Raw genomic sequence first — 13,044 nt, 5'->3', positions numbered from 1 at the left:
GCCGTCAGAAAAGGATCTTTGTCATGCGTTCAATTTTGCATAAAACCCTGTTCGGTGCGGCGCCTTTGAGCTTCGGCCTGTTCGGCATGGTGGTGCCCCCGAACTGTTCGCCGCCGATGAAACCCTGGGCACCGTGGTGGTTACCGGGGTTCGCGGCAGTCAGCCGCGCACTGTCACCAACAGCCCGGCGCCGATCGATGTGATCGACAGTGAGCAACTGCGCACTATCGGCCAGAACGGCCTGAAAGAAATGCTCGGGCGCCTGCTGCCCTCGTTCAACGTCCCGACCATCAACGGCGGCGGTACTGCGTTCCTGGTGCGCGGGGTGAGCATGCGTGGCCTCAGCGGTGATCAGGTGCTGGTCCTGATCAACGGCAAGCGTCGCCACAACTCGGCACTGATCAACAACGGCGCCCGCGTCGGCAACGCCTCGGTGCCGGTGGACCTGGATTTGATCCCGGTGGCGTCCATCGACCATATCGAGGTGCTGCGCGACGGTGCGGCGGCGCAATACGGTTCGGATGCGATCGCCGGGGTGATCAACATCATCCTCAAGCGCAATGCCGAAGGCCTGACGTCCGACACCAGCGTCGGCCAGTACTACGACGGCGATGGCACCACCGGCCATGAAGCGTTCAACTGGGGTTCTGCACTGGGCGAAAACGGCGGCTTTTTCAACCTGTCGTGGGACGGCAAACTGCAAGAGCCTTACGAGCGCTCCAGCGCTGCCACCGGCCAGTTGTATTTCAATCAGCCGAACGGCACGCCCGACCCGCGTGAAAGCAATCGCCAAGGCTGGGGTACCGAGTACGGGCTTGGCCGCGATCGCACCACCAGCGTCGCCTATAACGCCGAGTTGCCGTTGCAGGATGATCTGAAGCTGTATTCGTTTTCGACCCTGAGCTACCGCAACAGCAACAAGGACCTGGGCCACCGCAAACCCACCGACATCACCAGCCTCAACGGCGTGCCGGATGCGCCGTACCCCAATGGCGGGCAGGCGCGACGGGAGATCCACGAGGTGGACTTTCAGGTGGCCGGTGGCGCCAAGGGCGCGCTGGGCAACTGGGATTGGGATCTGTCGAGTACCTACGGCAAGGATCGCGCGGTGCTCGACACCGACAACAACCTGAACATTTCCAACGGCCCTTACGGCCAGCACGACTTTCACCTGGGCAATCTGATTTTCGATCAGTGGACCAACAACCTCGATTTCACCCAAGCGCTGGATATCGGCTGGAGCAGCCCGCTAGAGACCTCGTTCGGCGTCGAATATCGATGGGAGAAGTACGCGCTGGAGGAGGGCGAGCCGAACTCCTACAACTACGGCAGTTATGTGCCGGCAGTCGGGCGATTCGCCGGCGTGCGTCCAGACCCGGGCCTGTTTTCGGTAAACGGCACAACACCGGATGACGCCTATGACTTGCAGCGTCACAGCGAAGCGGCCTATCTGGACTTCGGTCTGAACATCACGCCCAACTGGTACGTGGGTGCGGCCGGGCGCTATGAAAAGTACAACTTGGGCGTGGGCGACACCACCAGCGGCAAGCTGACCACGCGTTACGAGTTCCTGCCGGGTTACGCAGTGCGGGCCGCGGTCAGCAATGGCTTCCGCGCACCGTCGCTGGCGCAAAGTGTGTTCTCCACCACCAGCACCGTGACCCAGTTCGGCGCCAACGGCACCACCAGTTCAGTGCGCACCAAGCAAATGCGTCCGGATTCGGCCGAAGCGATTGCCCTGGGCGCCAAAGACCTGGAACCGGAAACCTCGCGTAACTACAGCCTGGGCTTTACGGCGGAGCCTGCCGAACGCCTGCGTTTTACCGCTGACTTTTACCTGATCGATATCGACAAACGCATTCTGCAGACCGGTTTGCTGCAAGGAACCGCCGTCTCGCAGATCCTCGTCGAAAACGGACTGGCACCGAACCTCGCCGGGCAGTATTACACCAACGCCGCCGACACCCGCACCAAAGGCGTGGACCTGGTGGCCGATTACAGCCAGTCGTTTGGTGAGTACGGCACGGCGAAATGGAGCATCGCCTACAACCACAACAAAACCACGATCCGTGACCTGGCCGACACCCCGGCAGCCCTGTCGCGGCTGGGTTCCAGCTACCTGTTGTTCGACCGCCAGCAACAGATCGACCTGACCAAGTCGACGCCCAAAGACAAGTGGATTCTGTCGACCAACTACAAGGTTGGCGACTGGACCACCAACCTGCAACTGACGCGGTTCGGCGAGTACACCGAAGGCTCGAACATCCCGGCCAACGATCGCACTTACAGCGCCAAGTGGATCACCGATATCGACGTGGCCTACGACGTCACCAAGAACCTCACCGTGGCGTTGGGCGCCAACAACCTGTTCGATGAATACCCGGACAAGATCGGCCTCAAGGCCTGGGCCGGCACCTACGAATACGGGATGTTCTCGCCGTACGGTCTAGGCGGCGGGTATTACTACAGCCGCGTCAGCCTGGCGTTCTGACCGATGAGCCAACGCACATCTGCTGGCAACGAACGTTTCACCGACGATGTTGGCGGCGCCAGCCCAATCCGTGGGCGCCGGCTTGCAGGAGATAAGGCCCGTAACGCGGTTGCAAAATTCGGCGGGCTGTTGACGCTGCTGCTCATTATTTCGGGCTTGAGCACTCCGGTCGTGGCCGACGACACCTTGCGTGTGTCCAGCCAAAAGCAGTCGCTGAAAATCTTGCTGCAAGCGGCCGGTGAGCTGGAGAATCTGCCTTACCCGATCGAGTTCGCCTCGTTCGCCGCCGCCGCGCCTACCGCCGAAGCATTGGCGGCCGGCGCGGTGGACTTCGGTAGCCTCGGGGACGCGCCGTTCGTGTTTGCGGCGGCCGCCGGAGCGCCGATCAAAACCGTCGGAGTGATCAAGGTCAACGTGACGCAAACCGCGGTGGCGATTGTGGTCAATCAGAACTCGCCGCTGACGGACGCCGCGAGCCTGAAGGGCCAGCGCATTACCACCACCCGTGGCTCCATCGGGCATTTCATGGCGTTGGCGGCGCTGCGTTCGGCGGGGCTGCACGGCCGTGATGCGCAGTTCATTTTTTGCAACCCGGCGAGTCCCGCAGCTTGCTGGCCAACGGTCAGGCAGACGCCTGGTCGACCTGGGATCCTTACACCAGCATGGTGCAAATGGAAGGAGGCACGCGGGTGCTGGTCAGTGGCGAAGGGCTGTTTGCCGGGCATATGTTGTTGGTCGCCAATGACAACGCCATCCGTGACAAATCCCTGCAAATTCGTGACCTGCTCAAACGGCTTGATCGCGCCTATGCCTGGGCTAATCAGCATCAGGAGGCGTTCTCGAAAATCCAGGCGGGCTACAGCGGTTTGCCGGTGGAAATCCACGAACGCTCCAATCGCTTCGCCGTACCGCACCGTATTCCGGTTGCGCCAGCGGTCGTAGAAGACGTGCAACACACCGCCGATCTTTATCGAGAGGAGGGCATTATCCAGAACTCATTTAATGCGCCGGCTTACTTTGATGAGCAATTTAACGACGTGACAAATTGATGACTGCTTGAAGGTTGGTGATCAATTAGAGCATTCGAATAATGTGCGTTACTTAGTTTAATTATCAGTATTTTTAATAATCTTAAACACTATCCGTCAATGGTCTGTGTCGGGCGCTATTTGCCTGATTTTTGATACATTTTTTAGTTGGGTGGTTAGAGATAAACGATATTTCACAAGCCTCAGGCAATTACCTAAGGTTGCCTTGAAATAATTTGAAAGATTTGCCCGGTCTGTCCCGTCGTTACTTCCAGGGAATGAGGAAGCTTGAATGTTTACAGTGATTACTGCCGACCAACTTGAAGCACGGCATATTCTTGATGTCGTGGAAAAACGCTCTTACGGCGTGCAACTAAAAGGCTTTTGTCCACCGGACACCTTGCAGGTCGCACGCGATCATTTATTCCGCCCAGAATTGCGCAGCGCTTTTACCGAGCAGCAGGAATTTGTCCGGATCGGCAAGGCCTACATCGAAATCCAGGATGAGCAGAGCCGTGCCGACTATCACGCTCAGGCCCACGCCAACATCCGCCGGATTCGCAACTTGTTCCGGCCACTGGCTTCACCGATCGACGAACTGCGTTTGCTGCTCGATGAAGTCTGGCCCCACGGAGCGCACCTGCTGCAAGTGGATGGGCAAAAATGCTTCGTCGGCATCGCGCGCTTCCAGGGCAGCGGCGTCGACCTGACGCCACACACTGACAACCTGGAACGCAATGCCCCTCAAGGGCACCACCCGAAATTGCTCACGCAGTTATCGACCAACATCTATCTGGAAATCCCCGAGGACGGTGGCGAACTCGAGATCTGGGGCATCGAGCCGGACGAGGAGGAATACCAGCGCCTGCGTGGCGACCGCGCCTACGGCATCGAGCGGCATTTGCTACCGCCACCGGACTTTGTGATCAAGCCCGAGCCTGGCGACCTGATCCTGCTCAACCCGCGGCTGATCCATGCGGTGCGCCCTTCAGCGAGCAGCACTCGCGTGACACTCGGCGTCTTTATCGGTTTTTACGGCGAACACCAGCCTTTGGCCTACTGGAGCTAACTCATGAGCAACGCACAGGAAATCAACCTCAAGGCCTATTTCAACAAGGGTGGCGAAGAGCACGAATTTGAAGGTAAGCGGGTGGTGTTGGCGGTCAGCGTTGGCCAGGAGTATCACGAGGACCAAAAGCTGCGTTCGACCATCCACCTGATCAATCAGTCGGGCTTCAGCCACGTCAAAGTCGTGGTCGCCGACACCTTGCAGCGCCATAACAAGCACGGCAAATCCCCCGGCGAAGCGTTGTCGGCATCCATCCGCGACGGCGACGCCTGGCTGGCACGCAATCAGCAGATTCTCGACGGTTTGCGCGTGCCCTATCACATCACCCGCTGGAACCAGGAACTGGCAAGCGACCAATACGCCGAACTGCGCCAGCAACTCAATGTGATCTACCACGAGCGTCATGAGTTGCGCGACGCGATCGAAAGCACCATCGCGGTGTTTACCGACCGTTTGCGATTGCGTGACGAACACGCCGACATCACGCGTGCCGCCAACCAGTGCCGCGAATACATCCTCGAAGAAATCCCGATCATTTTGCCGCTATGGGCCGCCGAGGGTTACGACTACGTGCTGTATCCGCAGCAGATGACCGCCGCGATGGCCACCAGCCGTGATCTGCTGATCGAGCCTCACAGCCCGGACCGTGTGCGCTGGTTGCCGTTGAAATTCAAGAAACGCGGGATCCCGATTCCCTTCACGCTGCCTGGGGTAATTCACCCGAACTGGTCGAGTGGCGCGATCGCGATTTGAAGACAACGGCGGAGCGAGTGCGCTCCTGCCGCATTGCATCACCGTACCGCTGTTTTTATTCAATTGAACAAGGAGTTTCCATGAGCGTTTTTGCGCAACAGCAACGCAAATGGTGGGCATTGCTCGGAGTGAGCATTGCCAGTTTTCTGGGCTGCGTCGATTTCACCATCGTCAACACCGCACTGCCGGCGTTGCAGCAGGATCTGGGGGCGGACGTCGACAGTTTGCAGTGGGTTATCAACGGTTTCATTCTGGCGCTGTCGAGTTTTATGGTGCTGGTCGGGCGGCTGGCGGATGTGCATGGGCGCAAACGCGTGCTGTTCATCGGCCTGAGCGTGTTTGGCCTGGCTTCGTTGGCGGCCGGCCTGGTCGGCAACATCGACCAGTTGATCGCCGCGCGCATCGTGCAAGGCCTGGCGTGCGCGGTGCTCTATACCGCGTCCGGCGCCATTGTTTCCAGCACGTTCGACAGCGCCGAGCAAGGCAAGGCATTTGGTGTGCTGTTCGGCGTCAATGGCGTCGGGCTGGCCATCGGGCCGGTGTTGGGCGGAGTGATTACCAGTGTGTTCGGCTGGCAATGGATCTTCCTGATCAACGTGCCGTTGGTGCTGCTCAGCCTGGCGATTTGCAGCGTCAGCGTCGATGAGTCCCGGGCTGAACAGACAGGCGCCCGGCTTGATTGGCTGGGAGCGATTTTGCTGCTGGTCGGGCTGCCAAGCCTGGTGCTGGTGATCGTGCAAGGCGCAGCGTGGGGTTGGCGTTCGCCGTTTACGCTGGGCTTGATCAGTCTGGCGGTGCTGGCGCTCTGGGCGTTCATCGAGGTGGAAAAACGTGTCGCGGCGCCGATCATCGACTTGCGGTTATTCGCCAACCGGCGCTTCGTGGCCGCGGTGACCGCCAGTTTCGGTTTGGCGCTGTTTTACTGCGTGGCGTTTTTTGTCATGCCGCTTTACCTGGCGTTGATTCGCGGCGAAAACGTTCAGGCCAGCGGTCTGTTGCTGTTGCCGACCACACTTGGGGTCGCGGTATTGTCACCGCTTGTGGGGCGGTTGGTGGATCGCAAGGGGCCGGCGTTGCTGATCAAGACCGGGTTACTGCTGTTTGTGGTGTCGGCGTTGTTGCAGGCTGGCTTTGATCGCCAGACGTCTCTGGCCTATGTCCTGGCCGCGTTCGTGGTCATGGGCCTGGGCTGGGCGAGCATTCTCGGGCCGTCGACGGTGTTGGGAATTTCTTCGGTGCCGCAACAGGTTGGCTCGGTAGCCATGGGGTCGCTGATGACGCTGCACAACGTGGGTGGCGGTCTCGGGTTGGCGCTCGGCGTGGGGATCTATCATCACTTTTCCGCACTGCCGCTGGATGATGTGCAGGGCGCATTCCTCAATGGCTATCGTGCGGTGATGGTGTTTCTAGCGGTGGCCAGTCTCAGTGTCTGGGCCTCGGTGGCGTGGTTGCTGCGCAGCGCAAAAACGGCGCAGGCAATCGCCGAAGAAGGGCCGGGGCATGGCTGAACGTCCGGGGCAAATACGCCTTGGGGCTTTTCTGTCCGGCTCCGGCGCGCACGGTGGCAGTTGGCGTCACCCACAGGCGGATGCCGATGCTTCGCTGAATTTTCAGCGCTATCGGCACTACGCGCAAACGCTGGAACGAGGCTGCTTCGATGCGTTGTTTCTCAATGACAATGTTGCGGTGGGCAACCTCGATCCGCGGGTGCTCAGCCGCACGTCTTACAGCCTGCGCTGGGACCCGTTGACGCTACTGCCGGCGCTAGCGGTGTTGACCGAACACATCGGTTTGATCGCCACGGTCAATACGTCGTACAACGAGCCTTACAACGTCGCGCGCAAGTTCGCTTCACTCGATCACCTGAGCGGTGGTCGAGCGGGGTGGAACCTGGTAACCGGTTTGATTGGCAGCGAAAATTTCAATCATGCCCAGCCCTTGGCGCACGCTGATCGTTATGCCCGGGCCGAAGAGTTTTTCGACGTGGTAACCGGGCTCTGGGACAGCTGGGCCGATGATGCGTTTGTGCGTGACAAGGTCACAGGCACCTGGCTCGATACCGAGAAGATGCACGTGCTTGAACATCACGGCCGACACTTCCAGGTTCGCGGTCCGTTGAACGCGCCGCGCCCCCTGCAAGGTTGGCCGCTGATCGCTCAGGCCGGTTCATCTGGCCCGGGTCGAGAGCTGGCGGCGCGCAGCGCTGAACTGGTGTTCACCGCCCAGCAAACCCTGGAGGAGGGCAAAGCATTTTACGCCGGCCTCAAGGAGCGTTTGCCGCGCTACGGGCGAGGCATCGAGCAACTGAAGATCTTTCCGGGCATTGCGCCGACCGTCGGCCGAACCCTCAACGAGGCCGAAGAAAAGTACCAACAGTTGCAAGAACTACTCGACCCCGAAGTGATGCTCAAGGGCTTGTCCTGGCTGCTAGACCTTGGCATTGATCTGTCGGCATTGCCAATGCACGCCGTAGTGCCGTTGCCGGAACATCTCGCACCGACGCAACGGCACCAGAGCCGGCAGCAACTGGTGGTCGAACTGATCCGTCGCGAGCGTCCGACAGTCGCGCAACTGCTGCGCAGCCTGTCGGCCAGTGGACATAAGGTTCAGGTCGGCACGCCGGCGCAGATCGTCGACGAACTGGCCACCTGGTATGAAGAATATGCAGCGGATGGCTTCAATGTGCTGTTCACTCATCTGCCGGGCGCCATCGATGATTTTGTTGATCTGGTGGTGCCTGAATTGCAACGGCGCGGGCTATTTCGCACGCAGTACGAAGGCCGCAGCCTGCGAGAAAATCTCGGGCTGCAACGGGTGGAAAATCGCTTCTTCGGGAGCGGGAAAAATGGCTAAACCGGTAATGCCACTGAGCGATGGTCTGCCGCGCGACCTCGGTCAGTTATTCGTAGAGGGGCAGGGGGCAGGGGGCTTCATCCCCTCAACCAACGTGCCGATTTTCAGCTGGGGGACGTAGTCAGGCCAATCTCGATGTCGCCAAGAGTCAACACTTCCCTTGAAGTCGCCACTACCAGAAGGCTATTCAGGGCTCGCTCAGTGTTGAAGGCCGAATTGGCGGAAAAGCGTTGATAATGTGGCCAGAACGCTTTAATCCATGGTCGAGTAACAGCTTTCAATATTGCTGTTTACTCTGGCGATCAGCGATTATCGAATATGCACCGGAAACATCAGAAAAGGCCGGCACAGACGTGCTTTTCTATAACTCTACTAAATAGATGTTTAGTTGAGTTGGCTACTGATTCCACCTAAAGCTTGTTACCTTGCCATGACGGTAGACCATCTTCAAGAGTACATATCTCTCGTCAAAAACGCCGCGTCAGGGCGCTTTGATGTGCTTTAACCTAATCCAGCAGGATGCCAAAAATTGTTAGCTACGGCTGACTGAGCAGTCGAGTGATAGTAAGGAAAAGGGTAACCATTCCAAACGTATGCTTTGAAATCCCAGGCATGCTAGGCAAATCGAGGCTAAAACGCAGGTTCAGTATTACGCTGTAAACCTGGTTTTTGACCTGTTAACTACAGTGGTTAACAAGTCAAATTTGTGGTTAACAACGGTACCGGATGAGCTTTTCACTGAGCTTTTCATCCAGCCAGATCTCGGCGAGCTTCCGGAGGTATTGGGTGGCCGGAAAACTCCATCTCCTTAAAATGGAACGCGTGCATCGCCAAACCGTCAGCGCCTTCAAGCAAATCAATGGGCGGTTGTGTTTTCCACTCGTCGCAACCTTGAAATCTGCGCACCAACTTCACGCTGAACGCTGCAGATTTCACACAGCGATGGGTTTGCGGGCTGGGGCGCATAGTAAGACTGTAAACGGAAAAGCGTTCCACACAAAACGCCAAAGCCTAGGCTGCGGACTTGTCCATATGACTGCTGCGGATCAGCATCGTCCAGGCTCACGTATGGCAGAAATTGGACGCAGCGAAGACAAGAAGTGATTTGTGAATTCGGAGCGAAATCGGTTCTGTCTATGAGTTAGTTCCGCAAACGTCCCAAAAATCACTTCCGAGGACTGCAAGCGATCGGGTGACCATACCGGCCGTAAACTCATCAGATAGAATGTGAGATATGCAGGTAGAGGTAAATTCTTTTCCAGGCTGCTATACGGCTACGAACGGGATTTAGTTCACGAAATGAAAAGAGATTACTTCCGAGAGCTGAAATCCACTAGGCAAACGGGCTAATCCAGAAACATATAGTTACGTGTAATGTATATTATGTTAAATCATGTGCTATGTCAGAAGCCATCCTGGAATGGCAACCTCACACTTGCCCTTTGATATCTGCGAACGTTAGCGTTGAAATTTGACCGGAACCCTCTTCTCAGCAACCTTTTGATTTCAATTGAGATAGGTTTATTTTTGCTGCCAAGTTCGAAGCTGGACCAGCGGCTGATTCATCACCTTTAGCGCTTGGCCGAACCAGGCAATATCTGGCCCCTTCCAGCTGTTATCTCCTTGCGTGCGTGTTGCTTGAACGTGCTCAGCATCGAAACGCCTTCACGGCGCTTCGTGACTATAGCCCCGTATGCTGCTTCCAGGCTCGACCGGTACCGCCGCTCCGGCACGGTCTATTTCCCAAGCATCACGCGGTTCATCCAGGTCGCGATTAAGTGTTTCTGGAGTCTTGAATGTGCTGTAAAGCGTGATCAGTGTGAGTAGCGTCAAGTAGCAGGCAATCGGCAGCCAGGCGCCGATACCGGCGTTGGTGTCGCCGTCATGGCTCGCCACCACCAAAGCAATGATTCCGGCCCCGATCATTGGCGCAATGCCACCGGCGATCACTGCCGATGCTTCCCGAGCGATGGATACACCCATGTAACGATGGCGTGAGCCGAACAACTCAGGCAACAACACCGCCTGGGTACCGAACATCCCCCAGGTGCCGATGCCCAATGCAATCGAGATGGCAATAATGCTCGCCACGACATTGCCAAGGCTGAGTATCCACCACACCGGGAACGCCAACGCCAATTGCACCAGCGCGAACGCCCGATACACCACGACTCGACCAAAACGATCGCTGAGCTTGCCCGCAATCGGTACGGTCAGTGCGCCGAGGCTGGCCGCGCAGATCAGGGTCAGCACACCCACCGGTCCTTGCAGACCGACCACGCCAACGATGTAGCTCACCGCCAGTGCCTGGTAAATTGATGAACCGCCGTTTTCTCCCAGGCGCAGCCCGATGCCGATCAGCAAGGTGGGTTTGGAGTGTTTCATTGCGCTTTTCAGCGGATTTTCGCAGACGCGCTTGAGCGCCTTGAGGCGGATGAAGGTCGGTGATTCCTTGAGCGACAGGCGCATGTACAAGCCCAATGCAACGATCACCACGCTGCTGAAAAACGGCACACGCCACAGCCCGCTTTCGATCACGTTGTCATTGCCGCTGACCACCAGGAAATACACCAGCGCTGCGAGGATGGTGCCCAATTGGATGCCGAGAAATGGCAGCGCCGCATAGAAACCACGCCGGCCCTCGGGGGCATATTCGGTCATCATCACGGCGGCACCGGCCTGTTCGGCACCCGCGCCCAAACCTTGGAGCAGACGCAGGATCACCAGCAGCACCGGTGCCAGGTAGCCGACTTGATGAAAGGTTGGCAACGCACCAATCAGCGTGCTGGAAATACCCATCAGCAGCACCGTCGACGCCAACACGAACTTGCGCCCGACGCGATCACCGATCATGCCGAACAGTACCCCGCCCAGCGGCCGTATCGCGAATCCCAAAAAGTAGGTACCGAAACTGGCAATCAGGCTCATGGCGCGGGTCTGCTCAGGAAAGAACAGTGGCCCGAAAATCAGCGCCGACGCCAGGGTGTAAAGCGCAAAGTCGTAGTATTCAAGTGCGCTGCCCAGAGAGCAGGCCCATGCCGCGCGGTGAAGATCTTTCTTGTGCACTTGTACTGCTTCGGGCGAGGCAATGTTGGCTACTGAATGATCGTCAGTCATGGAGTCTCTCCAGGTGCCTTTACGGCATCTTGTTATTGAAAGGTCGTTGGATTGCTTACAGTTTCAACCGCTGTATTTCCTTGAGCATGGCCTGCTCCATGATGTCGATGGGCGCTTCTTTGCCGGTGTACAACTCGATTTGCCGACAGGCCTGGTGCACCAACATGCGGGTGCCGGGCACGGTGCGGCACCCCAGCGTTTTGGCCTGCAACAGCAACGCGGTCTGCACCGGCATGAACGCCACATCCATGACGATCAGGTGACGGGCCAGTCGGCCGTCCAGCGGGTTGCTGTTTGGTTGTTTGAAGCCAACGGAGGTGGCATTGATGACGATATCGAAAGCCTCGGCCGTGAACGCCTCGACGCTGCCGCCCCAGCGGGCACCCAGATCCTCGGCCAGGATGGCCCCACTTTCGGCACTGCGGTTGAATACCGTGACCTCGGCCGCCGCCTGTAGACAACCGTAAACCACCGCACGAGCAGCGCCGCCGGCACCGATCACAGCAATGCGTTTGCCTTGTAGTTCGGTGACCTCCTCCAAGGCCCGTATCGCGCCCAGGTAGTCGGTGTTATAGCCGGTCAATACGCCGTCAATATTGTTGATGGTGTTGACCGCACCAATCACTTGGGCCGAGTCGTCGATCTTGTCCAGGCAAGGCATTACTGCAGTTTTGTAGGGCATGGAAACGTTCATGCCGCGCACGCCCAAAGCGCGGATGGCCGCCACAGCGGCAACCGGATCTTCGACGCCAAAACAGACAAAGGTGTAGTCAAGGCCCAAGGCTGCGTAAGCGGCATTGTGGATCTTTGCCGAGAGTGAAAACGGCGAGCCCATGATTGAGCCACAGAGGGTTGGCAGGGATTGAGGCATCGTGGAGTCCTTTGCGAAAGTTAGACGACGCTGGTCAAGCCACCATCGACGAAAAGGGTCTGACCGTTAACGAAGTCGGACGCTGATGAGGCGAGGAAAACGGCCGCGCCGCACAGTTCCTCTACCCTGCCCCAGCGCCCTGCGGGGTGCGCTGTACCAGCCATTCGGAGAACGCCGGATCGTCGACCAGTGCCTGGTTCAGTTCGGTTTGGAAATAGCCGGGGGCCAGGGCGTTGATCTGAAGACCATGGCCTGCCCAATCAGCACACATGCCACGCGTGAGCATGCGCACGGCGCCCTTGCTGGCGGCGTAAGGTGCGATGGAGCGTCGGGCCAATTCGCTTTGCACCGAGCCGATGTTGATAATCTTGCCGCGCCGGCGCGCGATCATGTGACGGGCCACAGCCCTGGACACATTGAATACACCGTCAAGGTTGGTGCCCATCAGCCTGTGCCAATCTTCGGCACTTACATCTTCGAGTGGCTGACGATGCTGCAACCCGGCGTTGTTGATCAGAATGTCTATGGGGCCCAAGTGGTTTTCCAGTGCATCAACCGCCGATGCGACGGCTTGATGGTCGGTCACGTCGAACACCGAGTATTCCGCCTCCAGGCCTTCATCGCGCAAGAGCGCGCAGGCGCCTTGAGCGCGTTTGTCATCGCGGCCATTAATCACCACTTGAGCACCCGCTTGTGCCAACCCTCGAGCCAGGGCCAGGCCAATACCGCGCACCGAGCCGGTGATCAGCGCCCTGCGCCCGTTCAGACGAAAACTGTCGATCATGCGCATCTCCCTACCCTTCACAAGCTGGCAATGGCCCCACTTTCGACCGCTATCGCGCTGACGTGCCAATCGTTTATG

General features: G+C 58.2%; 7 protein-coding genes and 2 pseudogenes. 6 read left to right on the top strand and 3 right to left on the bottom strand.

Annotation, left to right across the window (positions count from 1 at the left end; translation table 11 throughout):
• The first annotated feature begins 133 nt into the window (after positions 1-133).
• The 6 genes and pseudogenes from JFT87_RS18810 to JFT87_RS18785 all read left to right on the top strand — a co-directional run bounded on the left by JFT87_RS18810 (position 134) and on the right by JFT87_RS18785 (position 8,194).
• Complete coding sequence (locus tag JFT87_RS18810; RefSeq protein ID WP_342367181.1) at positions 134-2,491, top strand: TonB-dependent receptor plug domain-containing protein; 2,358 nt, start codon at positions 134-136, stop codon at positions 2,489-2,491.
• Between the two features lie 126 nt (positions 2,492-2,617).
• Positions 2,618-3,540: pseudogene (locus JFT87_RS28880) on the top strand (aliphatic sulfonate ABC transporter substrate-binding protein).
• 271 nt (positions 3,541-3,811) lie between these two features.
• A complete protein-coding gene (locus JFT87_RS18800) occupies positions 3,812-4,588 on the top strand; it encodes a 2OG-Fe(II) oxygenase family protein (protein ID WP_201203648.1) in 777 nt (258 codons plus the stop codon).
• 3 nt (positions 4,589-4,591) lie between these two features.
• On the top strand, positions 4,592-5,341 hold the full coding sequence (locus tag JFT87_RS18795; protein ID WP_201203646.1) for a tRNA-dependent cyclodipeptide synthase: 750 nt from the start codon (positions 4,592-4,594) through the stop codon (positions 5,339-5,341).
• Between the two features lie 80 nt (positions 5,342-5,421).
• The gene (locus JFT87_RS18790; RefSeq protein WP_201203640.1) at positions 5,422-6,849 is read left to right on the top strand and encodes an MFS transporter; all 1,428 of its coding nucleotides are present in this window, start codon (positions 5,422-5,424) and stop codon (positions 6,847-6,849) included.
• Entirely contained in the window at positions 6,842-8,194 is a 1,353-nt protein-coding gene (locus tag JFT87_RS18785) for an LLM class flavin-dependent oxidoreductase (protein ID WP_201203639.1), read from the top strand. The genes JFT87_RS18790 and JFT87_RS18785 overlap by 8 nt, the downstream gene beginning before the upstream one ends.
• 1,665 nt (positions 8,195-9,859) lie before the next feature.
• Here JFT87_RS18785 and JFT87_RS18780 read toward each other — a convergent pair.
• From JFT87_RS18780 to JFT87_RS18770, 3 genes and pseudogenes are all read right to left on the bottom strand, one after another.
• A complete protein-coding gene (locus tag JFT87_RS18780; RefSeq protein WP_201203638.1) occupies positions 9,860-11,311 on the bottom strand; it encodes an MFS transporter in 1,452 nt (483 codons plus the stop codon).
• A gap of 55 nt (positions 11,312-11,366) precedes the next feature.
• Positions 11,367-12,182 (bottom strand): shikimate dehydrogenase, encoded by an 816-nt coding sequence (gene aroE / locus JFT87_RS18775; protein WP_201203637.1) that lies wholly within the window; start codon positions 12,180-12,182, stop codon positions 11,367-11,369.
• A gap of 20 nt (positions 12,183-12,202) precedes the next feature.
• Positions 12,203-12,972, bottom strand: a pseudogene (locus tag JFT87_RS18770) (SDR family oxidoreductase).
• Positions 12,973-13,044 lie beyond the last annotated feature (72 nt).

The sequence above is a fragment of the Pseudomonas sp. TH15 genome, from assembly GCF_016651105.1.
Taxonomy (GTDB): Bacteria; Pseudomonadota; Gammaproteobacteria; order Pseudomonadales; family Pseudomonadaceae; genus Aquipseudomonas.
The sequence above is the reverse complement of the archived record's forward strand: the minus strand, read 5'-3'. Positions and strand labels throughout refer to the sequence as shown.